General features: G+C 71.6%; 18 protein-coding genes. 7 read left to right on the plus strand and 11 right to left on the minus strand.

The window, feature by feature from the left end; all coding sequences use genetic code 11:
- Positions 1–54 precede the first annotated feature (54 nt).
- The 5 genes from ACFUJR_RS15510 to ACFUJR_RS15530 all read right to left on the minus strand — a co-directional run bounded on the left by ACFUJR_RS15510 (position 55) and on the right by ACFUJR_RS15530 (position 7,255).
- A complete protein-coding gene (locus tag ACFUJR_RS15510; protein ID WP_383170612.1) occupies positions 55–2,922 on the minus strand; it encodes an FtsX-like permease family protein in 2,868 nt (955 codons plus the stop codon).
- Positions 2,919–3,653 (minus strand): ABC transporter ATP-binding protein, encoded by a 735-nt coding sequence (locus ACFUJR_RS15515; RefSeq protein ID WP_383170614.1) that lies wholly within the window; start codon positions 3,651–3,653, stop codon positions 2,919–2,921. Before ACFUJR_RS15515 ends, ACFUJR_RS15510 begins: the two co-directional genes overlap by 4 nt.
- A gap of 155 nt (positions 3,654–3,808) precedes the next feature.
- On the minus strand, positions 3,809–4,492 hold the full coding sequence (locus ACFUJR_RS15520) for a PadR family transcriptional regulator (protein WP_383170617.1): 684 nt from the start codon (positions 4,490–4,492) through the stop codon (positions 3,809–3,811).
- 106 nt (positions 4,493–4,598) lie between these two features.
- Entirely contained in the window at positions 4,599–4,829 is a 231-nt protein-coding gene (locus tag ACFUJR_RS15525) for a hypothetical protein (RefSeq protein ID WP_383170620.1), read from the minus strand.
- Positions 4,830–5,614: 785 nt separating this feature from the next.
- Positions 5,615–7,255, minus strand: a complete 1,641-nt coding sequence (locus ACFUJR_RS15530) for a protein kinase (protein ID WP_383170622.1) — start codon at positions 7,253–7,255, stop codon at positions 5,615–5,617.
- Between the two features lie 269 nt (positions 7,256–7,524).
- Here ACFUJR_RS15530 and ACFUJR_RS15535 point away from each other — a divergent pair, with 269 nt between their 5' ends.
- Positions 7,525–9,111: a protein kinase gene (locus ACFUJR_RS15535; RefSeq protein WP_383170625.1), complete on the plus strand. Its 1,587-nt coding sequence runs from the start codon at positions 7,525–7,527 to the stop codon at positions 9,109–9,111.
- A 49-nt stretch (positions 9,112–9,160) separates the two neighbouring features.
- Here ACFUJR_RS15535 and ACFUJR_RS15540 read toward each other — a convergent pair whose 3' ends face one another.
- The 3 genes from ACFUJR_RS15540 to ACFUJR_RS15550 form a co-directional block, all read right to left on the minus strand.
- A complete protein-coding gene (locus ACFUJR_RS15540) occupies positions 9,161–10,177 on the minus strand; it encodes a phosphotransferase (RefSeq protein ID WP_383170628.1) in 1,017 nt (338 codons plus the stop codon).
- A 15-nt stretch (positions 10,178–10,192) separates the two neighbouring features.
- Complete coding sequence (locus ACFUJR_RS15545; RefSeq protein WP_383170631.1) at positions 10,193–10,609, minus strand: pyridoxamine 5'-phosphate oxidase family protein; 417 nt, start codon at positions 10,607–10,609, stop codon at positions 10,193–10,195.
- A 155-nt stretch (positions 10,610–10,764) separates the two neighbouring features.
- Positions 10,765–11,424 carry a response regulator gene (locus ACFUJR_RS15550; RefSeq protein ID WP_383170634.1) on the minus strand — a complete coding sequence of 220 codons (660 nt, stop codon included), beginning with the start codon at positions 11,422–11,424 and terminating at the stop codon, positions 10,765–10,767.
- A 339-nt stretch (positions 11,425–11,763) separates the two neighbouring features.
- Here ACFUJR_RS15550 and pdhA point away from each other — a divergent pair, with 339 nt between their 5' ends.
- From pdhA to ACFUJR_RS15575, 5 genes are all read left to right on the plus strand, one after another.
- A complete protein-coding gene (pdhA, locus tag ACFUJR_RS15555) occupies positions 11,764–12,930 on the plus strand; it encodes a pyruvate dehydrogenase (acetyl-transferring) E1 component subunit alpha (RefSeq protein WP_383170637.1) in 1,167 nt (388 codons plus the stop codon).
- A gap of 2 nt (positions 12,931–12,932) precedes the next feature.
- Positions 12,933–13,913, plus strand: coding sequence for an alpha-ketoacid dehydrogenase subunit beta (locus ACFUJR_RS15560; protein WP_383170639.1), 981 nt, complete (start codon positions 12,933–12,935; stop codon positions 13,911–13,913).
- Between the two features lie 31 nt (positions 13,914–13,944).
- The gene (locus ACFUJR_RS15565; protein WP_383170648.1) at positions 13,945–15,357 is read left to right on the plus strand and encodes a dihydrolipoamide acetyltransferase family protein; all 1,413 of its coding nucleotides are present in this window, start codon (positions 13,945–13,947) and stop codon (positions 15,355–15,357) included.
- Positions 15,358–15,581: 224 nt separating this feature from the next.
- Complete coding sequence (locus ACFUJR_RS15570; protein ID WP_383173765.1) at positions 15,582–16,223, plus strand: GntR family transcriptional regulator; 642 nt, start codon at positions 15,582–15,584, stop codon at positions 16,221–16,223.
- Positions 16,220–17,533, plus strand: coding sequence for a nitrate/nitrite transporter (locus tag ACFUJR_RS15575; RefSeq protein ID WP_383173768.1), 1,314 nt, complete (start codon positions 16,220–16,222; stop codon positions 17,531–17,533). The genes ACFUJR_RS15570 and ACFUJR_RS15575 overlap by 4 nt, the downstream gene beginning before the upstream one ends.
- A 12-nt stretch (positions 17,534–17,545) precedes the next feature.
- On the opposite strand, the gene ACFUJR_RS15580 is transcribed toward ACFUJR_RS15575, so the two are convergent.
- Entirely contained in the window at positions 17,546–18,370 is an 825-nt protein-coding gene (locus ACFUJR_RS15580; protein WP_383173771.1) for a maleylpyruvate isomerase family mycothiol-dependent enzyme, read from the minus strand.
- A 179-nt stretch (positions 18,371–18,549) separates the two neighbouring features.
- On the opposite strand from ACFUJR_RS15580, the gene ACFUJR_RS15585 reads away from it, so the two are divergent.
- Positions 18,550–19,323 carry a carbon-nitrogen family hydrolase gene (locus ACFUJR_RS15585; RefSeq protein ID WP_383173774.1) on the plus strand — a complete coding sequence of 258 codons (774 nt, stop codon included), beginning with the start codon at positions 18,550–18,552 and terminating at the stop codon, positions 19,321–19,323.
- 178 nt (positions 19,324–19,501) lie between these two features.
- Here the strand turns inward: ACFUJR_RS15585 and ACFUJR_RS15590 are convergent, their stop codons facing one another.
- A complete protein-coding gene (locus ACFUJR_RS15590; RefSeq protein WP_383173777.1) occupies positions 19,502–19,987 on the minus strand; it encodes an LURP-one-related/scramblase family protein in 486 nt (161 codons plus the stop codon).
- Between the two features lie 103 nt (positions 19,988–20,090).
- On the minus strand, positions 20,091–21,632 hold the full coding sequence (locus tag ACFUJR_RS15595) for a choice-of-anchor I family protein (RefSeq protein WP_383173780.1): 1,542 nt from the start codon (positions 21,630–21,632) through the stop codon (positions 20,091–20,093).
- Position 21,633 lies beyond the last annotated feature (1 nt).

Consider the following 21,633-nt stretch of genomic DNA (forward strand, 5'->3'; position numbering starts at 1 on the left):
TCAGAACCGGTCAGGCCGGTCCGGTCCGATCAGACCGGCTCCGGTCCGGCTCGGTCAGGTCGCCTCGCGGCGGGCCAAGGCCCCGCGGGAGCGGGTCACCAGGGCCGCGAGAAGCGCGGCGCCGAGCGGTACGGCGACCAGGAGCGCCGCGAGCGTCTCCCAGGGGACGACGATCGGGACGTACGGCGCCTCCGCCGCCGTGGCCCAGCCCTGGTCGAGGCTCTCCTGGTAGAAGCGCAGCTCCTCGCGCCCCTCGGTGAGCCGAAGCCCTATCGCAGGGAGCACACCGGCCGCCGATCCGAGGATCACGCCCATCGCGGCGACCACCCCGCACTGGAAGCCGCTGAGCGTACGGCGGACCCGCGGGGGCGCGCCGACGGCGGACAGCGTCTTCAGGTCGGCCTCGGCGTCGGCCTGCGCGAGGCCGGTGGCGATGCCCGCGGCTCCGATGGTGACGAGGCCGGCGAAGACGGTCAGCGCGAGGAGCACGATGCTCGTGTCGCTGACGAAACCCTCCTCCACGTAGAGCCCGGTGTCGCTGCCGATCTTGGCGAGTTCGCCGTCGAGCTTCTGGCGCTGCTCGGCGGTGGGCAGTGAGTCGGTGGAGAAGAACGAGCCGAACGGCACCGTCGGCAGGCCGGCGGCCTTCGCGGCGGCCGGGGTGAGGATCGCCCCCACGCCGTAGGCGTTCTCACCGGTCACCAGGTGGGCGGGGAGGGCCTTGACCTCGCCGGGCACCGGCTTGCCGTCCAACTCGGCCTGCTGCGCCTTCTCGTTGTCGGTGACCAGCTTGATGCCGACCTTGCCGGAGGCGTCGACGGGGGCCTTGACGAAGGAGACGAGCTTCCCCTCCGCGAGGGCCTTCTCCGCGCCGGAGTTCTCGATACCGAGGACCTTGAGCAGGGAGGCGTCACCGACCAGCAGGCCGCCCTCGACGAAGACTCCGCCGCCCAGCTCACCGCCGCGGCTGTCCTTGCAGCGCCAGTCCTCGGCGAACTTGCGGCGCTGCTCGGAGGTGAACTTCGTCGAGGGATCCTCGCCCTCCTCGAAGGTGCCCCACAGCGGGCACTCGTTGGCCGCCGGGATGACGATCTCGTAGCGGCCGCAGCCCGCGCTGTCGCTGTACGGGGAACAGCTCGGCTTGCCGACGAGGACGCGCTGGACGTCGGCGCGGGTGTCGACGGGTACCAGCCGCTGCACTGCGTCACGTACCGCCGGGACGTCCCGGCCGCCCTCCTCCAGCACGAACGCGGAGACCGCGCCGTGCGGCAGGTCCGGCGTGTATCCGGCCTCGTTCTGGGCCTCGCGGCTGGCCGCGTAGGTGGAGACGGCGACCGTTCCGGCGACGGCGGCGAGCACGGCGGCGACGGCGGGTGCCGTACGGCCCCGGTTGCGCACGGCGTCCCGCAGGGCGAGGCGCGGCGACAGCGGGAGCCAGCGGCCGGTGCGGCCGAAGAGGCCGACCAGGGCGGGGGTCATGGCGACCACGCCGAGTTCGGCGATGGCGCTGCCGCCCGCGACGATCACGAACTGGTCCGAGATCACCGATCCGTAGAGCGCGATCGCACCGCCCAGGAGCAGGGCTCCCAGGCCGACCAGCGGCAGTACGCGGCTGCTGCGGCGGACACCGCGACGGCCGGTGAGCGAGGCGAGGACGGTCTGGCGGGACGCGGTGACGGCCGGGACGATCGCTGCGAGGAGGCCGGTCAGCACGGCGATCATCGCGATGCCGAACAGTTCCAGCGGGCGGATGTCGAAGGAGCCGAACCGCTGGCCCATGGCGTCCTCGAGGACCGGGCGCAGGGCGAACGTCAGGATCAGGGCGAGGACGGTACCGACGACGGCCGAGGCGACGCCGATGACGAGGCCGCCGCTCAGCACGATGGCGCGGATGTGGTGGCGGTCGCCGCCGTTGGCGCCGACGAGCCCGAGCTGACGGCGCGAGCGGCGGGCGCCCACGGCGAACGCGGGCCCGGCCAGAAGGCAGATCTCCAGCATCGCGAGGCCGACGATCGTGCCGACGGCGGCGAGCTCGGCGGCCCGGGCGCCGGGGCTGTCCCGGAAGCCGCCCCAGCCCTCCTTCTCGTACAGCGGGACGTCGGCCCTGGCGGGCGGGTCGAGGAGCACGGCCCGCGAGGTGACGGCCACACCCTTGGTGTTGACCTTCTGGACCGCGTCCCACGTCAGGCCGCCGGGGGCCTTCACCAGATACGTGGTGGAGATGCCGGAAGAGCTCAGCCCGGCCTTCTCGGCCGCCTTGGCGTACGGGGCGAGGAAGGCGCCGGGCAGGGCGTTGACCTGATCGGTCTTGAGATCGTTGGGGAGTTCGTACGAGCCGACGATCCGGAACACGCGGTCGTCGCCGCGGGCTGAAAGGGTGGAGCCGACGGTCAGCCCGCCGGTCTCCAGGAAGTGCGAGGTGGCGGCGACCTCGTCGGCCTTCTGCGGGAAGCGGCCCTCCCGGAGGGTCATGATCCCCCGGGCGATCGGGTCGTCCGCCTTCAGCTCACGGATCTCGCTCTGCAGCAGCCCGTGGGTGGTGGTCAGCTTGGCGCTTCCGTAGCTGTCCGTGAGGAACGTGGCACCGGCCGGGAAGGTCTTGGTGACGTCGGTCGGACCGTTCGGCCACATCCTGTCTCCGTAGTCCGCGGCCGGGGCGTTCATATCGCCGGACGGATCCTGGAGGATCGGCACGCCGTCCACGGTGGCGTCGGTGAACCGGCCGTCGGCGGCGCCGATCATCCGGGAGAGTCTCTCCTCGGTGGAGAGCTCGGAGCTGCGCAGGGTCAGATCGGCGGCGCTCACGCCCAGGATGGGCAGGGCGATCATCGCGAGGACGAGGAAGCTGCGTCCCTTGGACCGCCAGGCGTCACGGCGCGCGATGCGGATCGCGGCGCGCCAGGAGTGGAGCCAGTTGTTCACCGCTCTGCCGCCTGGCCGGTCAGGAGCGAGTCGGCCTCGCTGCGCACGGTCTGGTCGACGACGGCGCCGTCCCGCAGGAAGACGACGCGGTCGGCCCAGGCGGCGAACCGCGGCTCGTGGGTGACGAGTACGCCGGCGGCCCCGGCGTCGCACCGGGCGCGCAGCAGGGCGAGGACGGACTCCCCGGTCTCGGAGTCGAGGGCGCCGGTGGGCTCGTCGGCGAGGACGAGACGCCGGTCGCCGACGAGGGCGCGGGCGATGGCCACGCGCTGCTGCTGACCGCCGGACATCTCGTCCGGGAAGCGGTCGGCGAGGTGCCCGAGAGCCATCTCCTCCAGCGCGGCCAGCGCCTCGACGCGCGCCTTGCGGGCGGAGGTGCCGTCCAGCTCGCGCGGCAGGGCGATGTTCTCGGCGGCGGTGAGGGCCGGGATGAGGTTGTAGTCCTGGAAGACGTAACCGATGCTGCGGCGGCGCAGGGCGGCGAGGGCCTTGCGGCCGGCGGTGGTGATGTCGGTGTTCTCGACGATCACCCGGCCGGAGGTGGGGGTGTCGAGGCCGCCCGCGATGGTGAGCAGGGTCGACTTGCCGGAGCCGGACGGGCCCATGACGGCGACGAGTTCACCGGGGAAGACAGCGAGGTCGATGCCGCGCAGGGCGTGCACCTCGGTGGCGCCTGTGCCATGGACGCGGGTCAGGTTCTGGAGTTGCAGCACGGGCTGCGCTGTGGACATGGAGGGGTCCCCCTTGGACGTACGAACGCGGTCGGGACTCACGTACGGAGCGGATGGAGCGGATGGAGCGGAGGTGCGGGAGGGCGCGGAGCGCCTTGTGTGGGAGCGGGAGGGGCGGCGCCGTGCGGCGCCGCGGGGGTTGCCGGCGGGGACGACTACGTGGACCGGGATGACCGGGGCGTGGTCGGGGCCGCGGAGCCGGACAGGGGGGCCGACGTGGGCGTCCGCGCGGGCTCGCCGGGCTCGCCGGGCTCGCCGGACTCGCCGGGCCGCGGGTCCCCCGAGCCGACGGCGACCGTCGAGAGGCGGATCAGCCGGGCCTCGCAGTGGTCGAGCCAGCGGGCCTCGGCCTCGGTCTGGAAGATGAGCTGTTCCAGGACGAGGAGCCAGGCCACGTCGTCGCGCTCCCGTGATGCCCCGCTCTCCAGCGCGGCGAGCGCCTGGGCCTTGAGCCGGGTGTAGTCCTGCATCGCCTTCACGGTGTGGCGGCGCTGCGACTGGATGACGGCGCGGATGTCGACTCCGGGCGCCCCGACGGCCATGGCGAGCTTGATGGCGAGCTCGTCACGGGCCGGGCTGGTGCGGTCCACCGGCTTCTCGAACCAGGCCCTGAGCTCCTCGCGACCGCTGTCGGTGATCGCGTAGAGCGCGTGGCCCGCCTCGTCCTCGCCGCCTTGGGCGACCATCCCGTCCCGTTCGAGACGGTTGAGCGTCGTGTAGACCTGGCCGACGTTGAGGGGCCAGGTGGAGCCTGTGCGGGACTCGAACTCCGTGCGGAGCTGCGAGCCGTAGCGGGGCCCGCGTTCGAGGAGGGCGAGAAGCCCGTGGCGAATCGACATACTCAGTATGTATACCGAGTATGCCCACGCCGACAAGCGACCTGAGATGGAACACCGGCCTCCGCCTCAGGGAGGACACGCAGGGTCGTGCGGCGCAGCCGACGCCTCAGCGGCGCCGCATCCGGACGCCGAGAAAACCGATCCCGAGCCCCATCAGAGCGAGTCCCGCGCCCAGCGTGAGCACGGGAATCTGCCGGTCAGCGGCGGTGGTGGCGGTCCGGGAGCCGAGCCGTGGCGCCGCGGCGGGCACGCTGGCGGGCGCCGGAGCGGAGGGCGTGGCCTCCGTCTGCGGTACCGCTTCGGGGACCTCGCCCGCCTCGTCCGTCTCCCCCTCCACCCCGTCCGGCGGCTCCTCGGCTGTTGCTGTTTTGCTACGTGACGGGTCGGCCGCCGGGTCCGTGTCGCTCGGTTTCGGGGGGCCGGGGGGCCGGCCGGGCCGTTCGCGGCCCTCCCCGGCGGGGCGGCCGGCGAGGGAGCGGGACGGGGTGGGGCCGGGGGCCTCGGCGGGCGGCGCGGGCGCGGACTGCGACACCGCCGGGGAGGGGGGCGCGGCGGCCGGGGGCCGCCGACCGGGAGGGCCGGACGCGCCGGGCATGCCTGACGGGTTGCTCGTCGAACCCGAACCCGAACCCGAACCCGAAGCCGGGGCCGGGGCAGAGGGGGAAGGAGAGGGGGAGGGGGTGGCCCGCGGGGACGGCCCGCTCTTCCACTGCTTGGAGGGGGCGTCCTTGGACGCCGTGGCCGCCGCGGACGCGGGCCCGGGGTGCTCGTGTCCGTACGCCACCGGTGCGACGCCCACCACCAGCCAGCACACCGTCACCGGGCCGAGCGCCCGCCACCCCGCCGCGCCCCGCCGAAGTGCCCGCCCCTGCGAGGCCCGCTGCGAGGCCCGCAGTGATACCCGCAGGGGTGCACGCAGTGACGCCCGCCGTGATTCCCGCCACCGAAGTGCCCGCGTCCGCGCGTCGCGGAGTCCTGGAGTCACCGGGTGACCCCCCTCCCGTACCGAACCGCCGAGGTTTCCCACTCAGCGTCACATGGGGGGACGATTCCGGCATCCGGTCACCCGCGCACGGATGAAGAGCGCGACGGGACACCGCGCGGGGGCGACCGGGAGAGGGGCTACTGCCCCGGGTTGCCCGTCGAGATCTCCAGGGTGAACTCGGCGTCGTCCTCCGACGCGTCCGCACCGGCCGGCGGGTACTGGCTGAGGACCGTGCCCTCGCCGTACGTCGCCTCGTCCACCGGGGTCTGCTTCGTGATCTTCCAGCCCGCGGCCTGGATGCAGTCCTTCACGGACTGGATGTTCTTGTACGTGAAGTCGGGGATCTCGAACTTCGCCGGGTCGTCGCTCGACTCCCTGGGCTCGGTGCACTTCTTCACGTCGATGGTCTTGGTGAGGTCGGGACCCTTGTGCCCGGGGGCGACCGACTGGCTCTGGCTGGGGTCGCCGCCCGCCTCGCCCTCCGGGTCGTCCTTGTTGAGCGAGATCGCGGTGATCACACCGCCGATCGCGAGCAGCGCGACCACGATCGACCCCACGACCACCGGCATGTTCCGCCCGGAGCCGCCGCCCGACGCGCCGGATCCATTGTGCACGGGCGTGCTCACCGGGGTCTGCGGCGACATCTGGTACGGCCCGGGAGCGGGCGTCTGGTACATGGGGGACGGCGGCGGGGGCTGCGCCTGCTGCGGGTACCCGTAGGAAGGGGCCGGCGTCGGCGGGCCGTACGGGCCCGGCTGCGGCGTCGGCTGCTGGTACGGCTGCTGGACACCGTGCGTCGAGGGCGGTGGCGTCTGGCCGACCGGCGGGAAGACGGCCGAGCCCACACCGGATCCGCTGCTGACGGGACCGCCCGCCACGATCACCGGCGCGCCCGTCTGCCCGGCCGCCAGCACCCGCAGGCACTCGTCCTGCATCGCGGCCGCGCTCGGGAACCGCTCGTTCGGGTTCTTCTTCAGCGCGCGTGCGACGAGCGCGTCCATCGCCGGGGTGACCGAACGGTTGATGGACGAGGGCGCGACCGGCTCCTCCTGCACATGCGCGTACGCGATGGCCAGCGGCGAGTCCGCGTCGAACGGCAGGCGTCCCGTGAGGAGTTGGAAGAGCATGATGCCGACCGAGTACAGGTCGGAACGGGCGTCCACCGCACGGCCGAGGGCCTGTTCGGGGGAGAGGTACTGGGGCGTGCCGACGACCATGCCCGTCTGCGTCATCGAGGTGACACCGGACTGCATGGCGCGGGCGATGCCGAAGTCCATCACCTTGACGACGCCGCGCTTGGTCATCATCACGTTGCCGGGCTTGATGTCCCGGTGGACCAGGCCCATTTCGTGGCTGGTCTCCAGCGCGGCGAGGACGTCGGCCGTCACCTTCAGCGCCTTGTCCGCCGGCATCGCGCCGAACTGCTGTACGTCGGAGGCCAGGACGGAGCCCAGCGGCTGCCCCTCGACGTACTCCATGACGATGTACGGCATGACGGCGCCGTCGAGGGTGTCCTCACCGGTGTCGAACACCGACACGATGTTCGTGTGCGAAAGCTTGGCGACCGCCTGTGCCTCACGCCGGAACCGCTCACGGAAAGACTGTTCCCGGCCGAGTTCCGTGTGCAGCGTCTTGATGGCCACCTGACGGTCCAGGGCGCTGTCGTACGCCAGGTAGACGGAGGCCATCCCGCCCTCGCCGAGCAGGTCGCGAAGCTGGTACCGGCCGTTCGCTACCGAACCGCCCGCATAGCGGCCCTGTGCGCCGTCCTGGCTCATTCGTGCTCCCCCTACGCGCGCGTGGCGGCGCTGATCCGGAATTTCCTGGCCAAGTCTGCCCCAGGGCACCGACACGTCAAGCCGGGTGCCCGTTCCGTGACCGTCCGCGTAAGAAGCGTCTCGGAAGCGTTACACGAAAGGGCCGGAATTTGCATCGGTATACGCGCGGAGGGTTGGATGGCCGGTCCACTCGGACCGTGGTGTCGGACGAAGCCTGTAGCGTGACGGCGGTACGGCACCACACGACGGACATATGACGGCGAGGACTGATGGCACCCGAATCCGAAGCAGGCGGCGGCGGCCTGTCGGGCGCCGCCGCGGAGTCGTGGGGCATCGGCGGAGTGGTCGGCGACGGCCGGTACCGCCTGACGCACCGTCTCGGACGCGGCGGCATGGCCGAGGTGTTCGCGGCCGAGGACGTCCGTCTGGGACGCACGGTCGCGGTGAAGCTGCTCCGGTCCGATCTCGCGGAGGACCCGGTCTCCAAGGCCCGCTTCACCCGCGAGGCCCAGTCGGTCGCCGGCCTCAACCACCACGCGATCGTGGCGGTGTACGACTCCGGCGAGGACGTCGTCGGCAACCAGTCCGTGCCGTACATCGTCATGGAGCTGGTCGAGGGCCGCACCATCCGCGACCTGCTGATCAGTGCCGAGGCGCCCGGGCCCGAGCAGGCCCTGATCATCGTCTCCGGTGTGCTGGAGGCGCTCGCGTACTCGCACCAGCACGGCATCGTGCACCGGGACATCAAGCCCGCGAACGTCATCATCACGCACGCCGGCGCGGTGAAGGTGATGGACTTCGGCATCGCGCGCGCCCTGCACGGCGCGCAGTCGACGATGACCCAGACCGGCATGGTCATGGGCACGCCGCAGTACCTCTCCCCCGAACAGGCTCTCGGCAAGGCCGTCGACCACCGCTCGGACCTGTACGCCACCGGCTGTCTGCTCTACGAACTCCTCGCGCTGCGGCCCCCGTTCACGGGAGAGACCCCGCTCTCGGTGGTCTACCAGCACGTCCAGGACATTCCGGTCCCGCCGTCCGACGTCGCCCAGGACGCGCCGCCGGAGCTGGACGGACTGGTGATGCGCTCGCTGGCGAAGGATCCGGACGACCGGTTCCAGAGCGCCGAGGAGATGCGCGGGCTGATCCAGTACGGCCTGCAGATGCTCCAGCAGGCGGGCGGCCACACCGGCACGTGGAACACCGGCCCGGTGGAGGTGCACGAGGGTGCGCGCACGCCGGCGGGTGGTGTCGCGGCGACGGCCGTGATGGGCCACCCGATGCACCACGAGACCTCGCAGGGCCCGATCCTGCCGCCGATGAACCCGGACGACGGTGGATACGACGGCGGTCACGGCGGCTACGGCCAGGACGGCTACGGCTCGCACCACGGCGGCAAGGGCGCCAAGGGCGGCCGTGCCAAGGCGATGCTGTTCGTGGCGCTCGCGCTGATCGCGATCGTCGCGGGTGTCGCCTACGCCCTGGACAAGGCCGCCGAGAAGAACAGCGACAAGCCGACGACGCCGGTGGTCACGGACTCGCCGTCGTCCCCGGTCGAGTCCCCCGAGCCGTCGCAGGAGCCGAGCCGGGAGAGCCGGGAGCCGGACACGTCGACGGGCGGCAACCAGCAGCCCTGGACGCCGTCGTACACCCCGCCGACCACGCCGCCCACCACGCCCCAGACGACGCCGCCGACCACCCCGTCGACGGAGCCGACGGACGACGGCTCGGACGAGGGCGGCACCACGGGCGAGCCGACGGACGAGCCGACCGACCCGCCGACCGGCGACCCCACGGACCCGGCGGCCGTGCAGGGCAGCACCGGGCAGCCGACCCGCCCGGGCACCAACCCCTGACCGACCGGCACCACCGACCGCCACCACCGACCGGCCCCACGGGGGCCGGTCAGCCCGCGAAGGCGTCGCGTACCGCCTCGTACTCACGGGTCCACCACACCGCCAGGGCCGACGCCGCGGGAAACTGCGGGTCGGCCCTTCGGTCGTGGAGCTGGTAGCGCCAGCGCAGTATCCAGAAGTCGTTGAGCCGCTCCCACCACACCCGGTGCACCGCCGACGCCAGCTCGGCCCCGTCCGCTCCGGCCGCCCGCCGGTAGGCGCGCGCGTACGCCCGTACCTTCTCCAGGGCCAGCTCGCCCGCCGGCTGTACGAAGAAGATGGCGGCGGCCCGGACGGCCTCCTCCGCCCGGGGCTGGACCCCGAGGCGGTCCCAGTCGACGATCGCGGCGGGCTCGGCGCCCCGGTAGAGCAGGTTCAGCGGGTGGAAGTCGCCGTGCACCCAGCCGGCCGCGGTGGCGGGCGGCGGCCGGCGGTGGGCGTGCTCGGCGAGCAGCCCGCGGCGTTCGAGCAGCCGGTGCTCGGCGAGCGCGTCGAAGCCCGTGCGCGGCCGGTGGGTGCGGGCCAGGCGGAGCAGTTCGTCGATGACCCGGAGGGTCTCCTCGGGGCGGGCGCTCTCGTGGCCCTCGCCGGGGGGCGGGGATTCCATGACCTGCTCCAGACAGGTGTGGACGTGCCCGAGGAGCGCGCCCAGGCGCCTGGAACCGCCGGTGGAGAGCTGGGCGCCGTCGCGGTGGCGACCGTCGACCCAGGGGTGCAGCGCGTAGCAGCGGCCGCCGATGACGGCGACCGTGCGGCCGTCGGAGTCGGCGAGCGGCGGGGCGACGGGCAGACCGAGGGCGTGCAGGCGCTGTGTGGCGCGGTGCTGGCGGCTGATGGTGTCCCGGTCGGCGGTCGGGGCGTCGAGGTGCTGTTTGAGGAAGTAGGCGCCGCGGGTGGTGCGGAGGCGGTAGCCGCGATTGAGGAGCCCCTGGGTGACGGGTTCGCAGGAGAGCGGTTCGCCGGCCTCGCGGTAGCGGCGCAGCAGGGCGCCGACGGGCGGAGCAAGCGTTTCAGATGAGCGCGGCACTCGCCAGATGTTAGATCACGCTACGTGGTGGAGATGTCGCGCGGTGGTGTAGTCGAGCTGGTGCACGGTCACGAACCGGGGCTCGATCCGCAGGTAGATCGGGTCGAACGGCTCCCCGTCCACGACCTGCGGGGTGGGGCCGAAGGTGGCCAGCTGTTCCTCGGTGGGTTCGACGACCTCCGCGGTACCGGTGAACTGCACGGACCAGAGGCTGTCGGCGCCGGAGCCGAAGTTGTCCGCGCCGTAGGCGACGACGCTGCCCGCGCAGGCGCGGTGGTAGCCGAGGCCGCGGTGCATCCGGAGCAGGACACGGCCCTCGTCCACGATGTGCCGTGCGGGGGCGACGAACGGCATGGCGCGCATGCTGGTCGCGACCCGTCCGTACGAGACGTTGCCCAGCAGTTCGATGGCGCGGATCTCCTCGGTGGACATGGCCTCCACTCTCCCGCCACCGGCACCGTGTCGGAAGGGACGCCTGCCCCGGTTCGCGGGGACGTAGGTCCCGAATCGGGGCCCGTACCGGGCCGGGCCGAACGGCCGGCCCAGGTCGGGGCCCTCCGGGCGGCCCGGGTCGGTCGACCCCGGCCTCAGTGCCGTTCGGCCTGCAGCCGGGCCACGTACGCCGCGGCCTGGGAACGGCGCTCCATGCCCAGCTTCGAGAGCAGGCTGGAGACGTAGTTCTTGATCGTCTTCTCCGCGAGATGGAGCCGCTCACCGATGGCCCGGTTGGTCAGCCCCTCGCCGATCAGATCGAGGATCCTGCGTTCCTGTTCCGTCAGATTGGCGAGCCTGTCGTCACCCTTCGGGTTGTTTCCGTCGCGTAGTCGTTCCAGAACGCGCGCGGTCGCGACCGGATCGAGCAGCGACTTTCCGGCCGCAACGTCCCGAACGGCGGAAAGGAGCTCGTTTCCCCGGATGGCCTTCAGGACATAACCCGAGGCCCCGGCCATGATCGCGTCGAAGAGCGCCTCGTCGTCGGCGTACGAGGTGAGCATCAGGCACCTGATGTCCTCGTTCTGCGAACGCACCTCGCGACAGACCTCGACACCGCTGCCGTCGGGCAGCCGCACGTCGAGCACCGCCACGTCGGGGCGCGTCGCGGGGATCCTGACCAGGGCGTCCGCCGCCGTGCCCGCCTCCCCGACCACCTCGATGTCGTCCTCCACTGAGAGCAGCTCGTGGACGCCGCGTCGGACGACCTCGTGGTCGTCGAGCAGAAATACCCGGATTTTTCCATCTTCGCGCACCCGGTCAGTCTCACATATTGGCTCTTCCCGTGCCCGGGGTGCGCGGGATAACGTGCCCCGTGTTCCGGCGGCCTGCCAGGCCGTTGCCAGCGCGCTGACCAGCTACTGTTCCCGCTTTTCTCGATTTACTTGGAAATCCAAGCAAAATCGCAGGTCAAATGGGGTTTCGCAGGAATGCGCGGCAGTGGGTAACGTGCCTATGACAGGGCGCTCGCCGGGGCACCTGTCACGCCTGACCCCGCCGAGTCGCACCCACCCCGTGCGCGAGTACGGGTCCAGGCGAGCCGCACTGGCCTTTCCCGGCAACCCCGGGGGCCGGACCGACGGAGGAGCACGCACGTGACCGTGGAGAGCACTGCCGCGCGCAAGACGACGCGACGCAGCAGCGGCACCAAGCGCACTGCCAGCGCGAGCGCCAAGAAGTCCCAGACTTCCGAGCCCGAGCTCGTTCAGCTGCTGACGCCCGAAGGGGAGCGCGTCCAGCACCCCGAGTACGACATCGACCTGAGCGCCGACGAGCTGCGCGGCCTCTACCGGGACATGGTCCTCACCCGCCGCTTCGACGCCGAGGCCACCGCCCTGCAGCGCCAGGGCGAGCTGGGTCTGTGGGCGTCGCTGCTCGGCCAGGAGGCCGCCCAGATCGGCTCCGGTCGCGCGCTGCGCGACGACGACTACGTCTTCCCGACCTACCGGGAGCACGGTGTCGCCTGGTGCCGCGGGGTCGACCCGACCAACCTCCTCGGCATGTTCCGCGGTGTGAACAACGGCGGCTGGGACCCCAACAGCAACAACTTCCACCTGTACACGATCGTCCTCGGCTCGCAGACCCTGCACGCCACCGGCTATGCCATGGGCATCGCCAAGGACGGTGCGGACTCCGCCGTGCTCGCGTACTTCGGCGACGGCGCCTCCAGCCAGGGCGACGTCAACGAGGCGTTCGTCTTCTCCGCGGTCTACAACGCCCCGGTCGTGTTCTTCTGCCAGAACAACCAGTGGGCGATCTCCGAGCCCATCGAGAAGCAGACCCGCGTCCCGCTCTACCAGCGCGCCCGCGGTTTCGGCTTCCCCGGTGTCCGCGTGGACGGCAACGACGTCCTCGCGTGCCTCGCCGTGACCCGCTCCGCCCTGGAGCGTGCCCGTCGCGGCGAGGGCCCGACGCTCATCGAGGCGTTCACCTACCGCATGGCCGCCCACACCACCTCCGACGACCCGACTCGCTACCGCCGCGACGCCGAGCGTGAGGCGTGGGAGGCCAAGGACCCGATCCTGCGCCTGAAGACGTACATGGAGAACGCGGGCCACGCCGACGCGGCCTTCTTCGAGGAGCTCGAGGCGGAGAGCGAGGCGCTCGGCAAGCACGTGCGTGAGGTCGTCCGCGCCATGCCCGTCCCGGAGCACATGGCGATGTTCGACAACGTGTACGCGGACGGGCACGCGCTCGTCGACGAGGAGCGCGCGCAGTTCGCCGCCTATCAGGCGTCCTTCACGGGCGGAGAGGCCGAGTAATCATGGCTGTTCAGAAGCTTCCCCTTGCGAAGGCGCTCAACGAGTCGCTGCGCAAGGCCCTGGAGACCGACCCCAAGGTCGTCATCATGGGCCTGGACGTCGGCAAGCTCGGTGGTGTCTTCCGGATCACCGACGGTCTGCAGAAGGACTTCGGCGAGGACCGCGTCGTCGACACCCCGCTCGCCGAGTCCGGCATCGTGGGCACCGCGATCGGCCTCGCGCTGCGCGGCTACCGGCCGGTCGTGGAGATCCAGTTCGACGGCTTCGTCTTCCCTGCGTACGACCAGATCGTCACCCAGCTGGCGAAGATGCGGGCCCGTTCGCTCGGCACGGTCAAGATGCCGGTCGTCATCCGCATTCCGTACGGCGGTGGCATCGGTGCCGTCGAGCACCACTCCGAGTCCCCCGAGTCGCTCTTCGCGCACGTCGCGGGCCTCAAGGTCGTCACCCCGGCGAACTCCTCGGACGCCTACTGGATGCTCCAGCAGGCGATCCAGAGCGACGACCCGGTGATCTTCTTCGAGCCCAAGCGCCGCTACTGGGACAAGGGCGAGGTCGACACCGAGGCCATCCCCGGCGAACTGCACAAGGCCCGGGTCGCCCGCGAGGGCACGGACCTCACGCTCGTCGCGTACGGCCCGATGGTGAAGACCTGCCTGGAGGCCGCCGCGGCCGCCGCCGAGGAGGGCAAGTCGGTCGAGGTCGTGGACCTGCGCTCGATCTCCCCGCTCGACTTCGACACCATCCAGGCCTCGGTCGAGAAGACCCGCCGCCTGGTCGTGGTCCACGAGGCCCCGGTCTTCTTCGGCTCCGGAGCGGAGATCGCCGCCCGAATCACCGAGCGTTGCTTCTACCACCTGGAGGCGCCCGTCCTGCGGGTCGGCGGCTACCACGCGCCGTATCCGCCGGCGCGCCTGGAGGAGGAGTACCTGCCGGGCCTGGACCGCGTGCTCGACGCCGTCGACCGCTCGCTGGCGTACTGAGGAGAGCACCGTGACGATCCGCGAATTCAAGATGCCCGACGTGGGCGAGGGCCTCACCGAGGCCGAAATCCTCAAGTGGTACGTCCAGCCCGGTGACACGGTCACCGACGGTCAGGTCGTGTGCGAGGTCGAGACGGCGAAGGCGGCCGTCGAGCTGCCGATCCCCTTCGACGGCACGGTCCACGACCTGCTCTTCCCCGAGGGCACGACGGTCGACGTCGGCCAGGTGATCATCTCGGTGAACGTGGGCGGGGAGGCGCCGGCGGCCGAGGCCCCGGTCGCCCAGGCGCCCGTGGAGGCTCCGGCCCCCGCCGCCGAGACGCCGGCCGAGGAGGGCGAACCGCAGGGCCGTCAACCGGTCCTGGTCGGTTACGGCGTGGCCGCGAGCTCGACCAAGCGCCGGGCGCGCAAGGGCGCGGGCGTCCCCGCGCAGGCCGCCTCGGCGCAGGCCGCCCCCGCGCAGGCCGCCGCGGCGATCCAGGGCGAGCTCAACGGCCACGGTGGCTCCACCGCGACCGCCACCCGCCCGCTGGCCAAGCCTCCCGTACGGAAGCTGGCCAAGGACCTCGGCGTCGACCTGACGACGGTCGTCCCGACCGGTCCGGACGGGATCATCACCCGCGAGGACGTCCACGCGGCCGCTGCCCCTGCGCCGGCCGTCGAGGCCCCCGCGCCCGTGGCCGTGGCTCCCGCCCAGGCTCCGGCGGCCGCCGCGGCGCCCTCGCCCGCGGTGTCCACGGACGCCCGCGAGACGCGTGTCCCGATCAAGGGCGTACGGAAGGCCACGGCGGCCGCGATGGTCGGCTCGGTCTTCACCGCGCCGCACGTCACCGAGTTCGTCACCTTCGACATCACGCGCACGATGAAGCTGGTCGAGGAGCTCAAGGCCGACAAGGACATGGCGGGCCTGCGCGTCAACCCGCTGCTCCTCATCGCCAAGGCCGTCCTGGTCGCCGCCAAGCGCAACCCGGAGATCAACGCGGCCTGGGACGAGGCGAACCAGGAGATCGTGCTCAAGCACTACGTCAACCTGGGCATCGCCGCGGCCACCCCGCGCGGTCTGATCGTGCCGAACATCAAGGACGCGCACGCCCAGACCCTGCCGCAGCTGTCGACCTCCCTGAGCGAGCTGGTCGCCACCGCCCGCGAGGGCAAGACGACCCCGGCGGCGATGCAGGGCGGCACGTTCACCATCACCAACGTGGGCGTCTTCGGCGTCGACACCGGTACGCCCATCATCAACCCGGGCGAGTCCGCGATCCTGGCGGTCGGCGCGATCAAGCTCCAGCCGTGGGTCCACAAGGGCAAGGTGAAGCCGCGTCAGGTCACCACCCTGGCCCTGTCGTTCGACCACCGTCTGGTCGACGGCGAGCTGGGCTCGAAGTTCCTCGCGGACGTGGCGGCGATCCTGGAACAGCCCAAGCGCCTGATGACCTGGTCGTGAACCAGCGGGCCCGGTCCCGGGCCCGGCGCTGACCCAGTGCCCGAGTTGCACTGTTTCACGTGAAACACACCCGGCCGGGGGCAAACGCCCCCGGCCGGGTGTGTTTCCGGCTCCGTTCCGGCCCTGTTCCGGCCTTGTCCTGCCCTGTTCCGGCCTTGCTCCGGAGCCGTCCGCATCGCGGACAGGGCTGACTGATGCACCCCTGTTGTATCTAAGCTGTGCGCATGGCATCCGCGCCCCCAGCAGCCGACCGGGTCTACATGCATGTCAAGCAGGCTGTCCTCGACCGCCGTTACGAGGGCGGGACGCTGCTCACCGAGGGCGAACTCGCCCTGGCCGTCGGGGTGTCCCGGACCCCCGTACGCGAGGCCCTGCTGAAGCTGGAGATGGAAGGGCTGCTCAAGCTCTACCCGAAAAAGGGCGCCCTCGTCCTCGCCGTCTCCGCGCAGGAGATCGCCGATGTCGTCGAGACCCGGCTGCTCGTCGAGGAGTTCGCCGTCCGTCGTGCCGTTCCCGCCTCTCCCGCGCTCGTCGAACGGCTCGAAGAGCTCCTGGAGGAGCAGCAGCGGCACGCCGAGACCGGAGACCTCGCGAAGGTCGCCGTCACCGACCGCTGCTTCCACGCCGAGATCGTCAAGTACGCCGGGAACCAGATCCTCGCCCGCCTCTACGACCAGCTGCGCGACCGTCAGCTGCGGATGGGCGTCGCCGTCATGCAGTCCCAGCCCGACCGGATCGCCAAGAACATCACCGAGCACGCCGAGATCCTGGAACGGATCAGGGCCGGTGACGTCGAGGGCGCGGCGAGCTGCGTCCGTCAGCACCTGAGCTGGGTCAAGGTCCTGGTCCGGGGTGAGGACAGGTGAGCCGCGACGGATTCGGATCAGGCGTCGCCCTCCCCGGTGACCCGCCGGGAGGCCGGCGCGCCGCCCTCGTCTGGGGCATCGGCGTCGCCGTCTACTTCGTCGCCGTCATCTTCCGTACGTCGCTCGGCGTCGCCGGACTCGACGCCGCCGACCGCTTCGACGTCAACGCCTCTGCCCTGTCCACCTTCTCCATACTCCAGCTGCTGGTCTACGCCGGGATGCAGATACCCGTGGGCCTCATGGTCGACCGGCTCGGCACCAAGAAGGTGCTGACCATCGGCGTCGTGCTCTTCACGATCGGCCAGCTCGGCTTCGCGCTCGCCCCCTCGTACGGCATGGCCCTCGCCGCCCGCGCCCTGCTCGGCTGCGGCGACGCGATGACCTTCATCAGCGTGCTGCGCCTGGGCACCCGGTGGTTCCCCGCCAGGCGCGGCCCCCTCATCGGCCAGGTCGCCGCGCTCTTCGGCGTGGCGGGCAACCTCGTCTCCACCATTGTCATCGCCCGCGCCCTGCACGGCATGGGCTGGACGACCACCTTCGTCGGCAGCTCCCTCGCCGGCGTCGTCGTGCTCGTCCTGCTGCTGCTCTTCCTCAAGGACCACCCCGAGGGACACGAGCCGCCGCCCGCCCCGCACGCGGGCGCCGTGTTCGTCCGCCGTCAGATCGCCGAGTCCTGGCGGGAGCCGGGCACCCGGCTCGGCATGTGGGTGCACTTCACGACCCAGTTCCCCGCGATGGTCTTCCTGCTGCTGTGGGGGCTGCCGTTCCTCGTCGAGGCCCAGGGGCTCTCCCGGGGTGTCGCGGGCGAACTGCTGACCCTGGTCGTGCTCTCCAACATGGTGGTGGGGCTCGCGTACGGGCAGATCATCGCCCGGCACCACGCGGCCAGGGCCCCGCTCGCCCTCGGCACCGTCGGGGCGACGGCGCTGCTGTGGGCCGCCACCCTCGCGTACCCCGGCGACCACGCCCCGATGTGGCTGCTGATCACCCTCTGCGCGGTCCTCGGGGCCTGTGGCCCCGCCTCGATGATCGGCTTCGACTTCGCCCGCCCCGCCAACCCGCCGGAGCGTCAGGGGACGGCCTCGGGAATCGTCAACATGGGTGGTTTCACGGCCTCGATGACGACACTGCTCGCGGTCGGCATCCTTCTCGACGCGACCGGCGACGACTACCGGATCGCCTTCTCGTCCGTCTTCGTCCTGGAGGCGCTGGGCGTCGTGCAGATCCTGCGCCTGAAGTCCCGTACGGCCCGCCGGGAGCGTGAACGCCTCGTCGCCAGCCGCGTCGAGACGGTCCACGTACCGGCATGACCGCCGGTACCGTCAGGGAGTGACGGCGAAGTTGTCCAGGATGGCCTGCGCCAGGTCCGTGTCGCCCTCGATCTTGATCCGGTCGGCGACCGCCGCAGGACGGACCCGGCCGCAGGCCAGCCGTACGTACGTCTCCCAGTCCAGCGCCAGCGTCACCGCCGGACCCAGCGACGGGGCCCCGTCGACCGAGCCGCGGCCCTGCGCGTCGACCCGTACCGTCCGCAGGAACTCCACCGGGCCGTGCACATCCACCACGACCGCCGAGTTCGGCGGCGCGCCCGCGTCCTTCGCGACCACCTTCGGCAGCGCGGCGAGCAGGTTGTCCCGGGTCACCAGCGCGCCGGGGGAGTCCAGGTTGCCCGGCTTCCCGAGGGCGATCCGCAGGTCCTGCTCGTGCACCCAGACGTCGAAGGCCCGCATCCGGTACGCCACTTCGAGGGTCTGCTCGGCGCCGAGAGGGGCGCGGATCAGATGGTCCGGCTGCCGGTTCTCGTTGCGCAGCTGGCGGGCGCGGCGGATCAGGATGTACTCCAGCTCCGAGGTCATCTCGGGGCCGGTGTGGTGCCGCCGCACATCGACCTGCATCTCCATGTAGCGCGCGAACTCACTGCGTACGTGGTAGAGATCACGGGGCAGGGAGTGGATGGGGCGCGGATCGCCGAGCATCTCGCACTCCAGGCCGATCACATGGGACACGATGTCGCGCACCGACCAGCCCGGGCACGGTGTCGCGCGGTTCCACTCGCCTTCCACGAGCGGCTGCACCAGCTCGGATATGGCTTCGATGGAGTGGGTCCAGGCGTCGGCGTAGGTCTGAAGGCTGGGATGGACGGTCACGGGACCCCTCGGCGGTTCTGCGGTGCACGGGCTGACGATCGAGCGGACAGGCGGGCTGGAGACAAGACTGCGTGGGAGGCTCGGACGCTAAGTTACGCTGCCCGAAGGCACCCCGGCAGTGCTTTCGTGTGACGATCGTAGGCCCGTGTTGACGGCTCGAATGCCAGGACGGTGGTAGTGTGCGCGCCTCGCTGATCCAGATCGCAGTACACCAGGACGAACCGGTCGTTTCGCGCCGCGCGCGGGTGGCGGAGCTGGTGCGCGCGGAGCGCGGCGCCGCGGATCTCGTCGTCCTGCCGGAGCTGTGGCCGATGGGCGCGTTCGCGTACGACTCCTTCGCATCGGAGTCCGAACCGCTGCGCGGCCCCACGTACGAGGCGATGGCTGCGGCCGCCCGGGACGCGGGCGTCTGGCTGCACGCCGGATCGATCGTCGAGGCGGCCGGGGGGTCGCTCTACAACACCTCGCTCGTCCTCTCCCCGTCGGGAGACCTCGCAGCCCGCTACCGGAAGATCCACCGCTTCGGCTTCGACAAGGGCGAGGCCGTGATGATGGCGGCGGGGGACGAACTGGTGACGGTCGCCCTGCCGGAGCTGACGGTGGGCCTCGGCACCTGCTACGACCTGCGCTTCCCTGAACTCTTCCGGGGCCTGGTGGACGCGGGCGCCCAGGCGTTCGTCGTCCCGGCCGGCTGGCCGGCCCGCCGCCGCGCCCACTGGACGCTGCTCGCGCAGGCGCGGGCGGTGGAGAACCAGGCGTACGTGCTGGCCTGCGGCACGGCCGGCACCCACGCGGGCGTGGAGCAGGCCGGACACTCGATCGTGGTGGACCCGTGGGGCGAGGTCCTCGCGGAGGCGGGCCCGGACGAGGAGATCCTGCGGGTGGAGCTGGACGCGGATCGGGTGACCACGACGAGGGACCAGTTCCCGGCGCTGAAGGACCGGGTGCTGTAGCCCGGGGCCGTAGCGCGGGTGCTGTAGGGCCGGGGCCTGTAGGACCCGCGGCCGTAGCGCGGGTGCTGTAGAGCCGGGTGCCGTAGGACCCGGGGCCGTAGCGCGGGTGCTGTAGCGGGTCGGTCGTGCGGGGCCGTGCACCGCGCACCCGGAGCCGCCCTCCCGCGCCGGACGCCCCCTAGTCCTCCCGTTCCGCCATCCGGATCACGCACACGGCGACCGCGATGAGCAGCGCCGCGTCGGTGTCCTCGCGGACGACGTTCACGGCGTAGGTGTCCCGGACGCGGAACCACTGCCGGGAGATGTGGGCGAGGAGTTCGCCGTCGTACTCGACCGTGAACTCCCGGTCCAGGATCCGCCCGCTGACGTCCAGTTCGGTGCCTTCGACGAGCGTGACCCGGTAGTGGTTGCGGAGCAGGGAGAGCCGCTTCCTGCGGATGGTGGCGAGCGGCCGGTCGTCCCGCTCGATCGTCATCGCGTCCCGCAGGCTGAACATCTTCTGCCGCAGCGTGACCAGGACATGCCCGGTGGGATCCTTCAGCTCCAGCGTGTCGCGCAGCCGCAGGGCCTTGCCGTCGACGAGGAAGGCGTGGCGGCCCCGCTCGTCCTCGATCCAGTAGTCGTCACCGATCGCGAAGATTTTGTCCCGTACGAGATATTTCATACCGGGATGCGTTCCCCGGCGGGCGGCGGTTCACTCGGTGTTCGGCGGCTGCGCGTGAATCCTCCGCCCCACCGACGCGCGGCGGGGCGGAAGACTCAGCGCGTCAGCGCGTGACCGTGTAGAACGAGGTCGTCCCCGTACCCTCGTTCGCGACCGCCAGCATGGGGCGGTGCGTGGGGCTCTGCCAGGCCGGAACGAACTCCAGGCCCTCGGGCGACTCGTCGCCCGCGGTGCGGACCCAGTTCTGGAACACCGGCTTCCGGGGGTCGCTGATGTCGAAGACCATCACACCGTTGGTCCGCTCGATCGCGACGAAGGCCATCAGTCTGCCGTCGACCTCGCCGATGGTCAGACCCTCGGGCTCCGGGCCCTTGTTGTCGCTGCGCTTGTCGAAGTCGCCCTCGCCCTCGGCGTTGAAGTTCGCCGGGTCGATCTCGGCGGTCAGCCGCTCCAGCAGATCGCCGCTGTCGTAGACCAGACGTCCCTCGGCGTCGCGGATGGAGAAGGACCGTCCGCCGTAGGACCGCACCGGGTCGCCTGCGCCGGCCGGCCGGAGGACCGTCAGCCGGCCCATCTCGCTCTCGGCGAGCAGGGAGCGGTCGAAGCCGGCGGGCAGCAGCGCGGGGTCGAGGTCGGCGAGGCGGATACCGTCGGCGTACTTGGCGTCACCCTTGCCGTACTCGCGCTCGTCGCCCTCGTTGGCGACGACGTAGTACGCGCGGCCGCGGTGCTCGAAGGCCGCCAGCGCGTCGGGCATGTAGACGCCCTGGACCGGGCGGGGCTCGATCCGGATGGCGCCGTCCCGGTCGGAGGTGTCCAGACCGTTGCCGGGCTTGGAGTGGTCCTTGTGGCCGAAGCCGTCGATACCGGTGACGCGGGCGGAGCGCAGGTCGACGGTGGCGACCGCGTTGTTCTCCTGGAGCGTGACGAAGGCGGTACGGCCGTCCTTGGACACCGAGATGTACTCGGGCTCCAGGTCCTGGGCGACCGTGGCGCCCGGACCGCTGATCCGCACCGAGTCGTCGAGGCGACGGTGGTTGAAGGCACGGAAGTCGGCGGTGCGCACGGTGGCGCGGGCGACGCCCCGGTCCAGGGCGACGATGCTGACACTGCCCTCGGGGTCGGCCTGGCCGGGCTGGTAGCCGACGGGCTCACCCTCGTTCGCCACCAGGAGGCTGCGGCCGTCGGCGGTGAAGGTCACCATGTCGGGGCTGTGCCCCACGGTGATGGCCTTGACCACGGTGCCGTCGGGGCGCATCAGGACGACCGTGCCGCGCTCGGCGGCGTCCGCCGACTCCACGGCGGCGGCGATCAGCCCGTGCCGGGTGTCCACGCTGGTGACCGCGCCGGTGCCGTAGGCCGACAGATCGACGGACGCGATCTTCACGGGCTTCGCCGGGTCGCGGACGTCGAGGACGTCGAGCGACAGGCTTTTGGCCGTGGTGACGTAGGCGCGACGGGTGATCCAGTCGTACGCGACGATCTCGGCCTTGTCGCCGGCGTGCGTGCCCAGGTGGACCAGATTCACCGGGCGGTGGGCGGAGGACGCCTTGGCCGACGCCGGGGCCGAGCCGAGGAGGGCCAGCGAGGCGGTGAGCGCGAGGGACGCGGCGTACACGCGTCTGAAGCGCGTGGATGTGTTCATG

This window comes from Streptomyces sp. NPDC057271, from assembly GCF_042668715.1.
Lineage (GTDB): Bacteria > Actinomycetota > Actinomycetes > Streptomycetales > Streptomycetaceae > Streptomyces.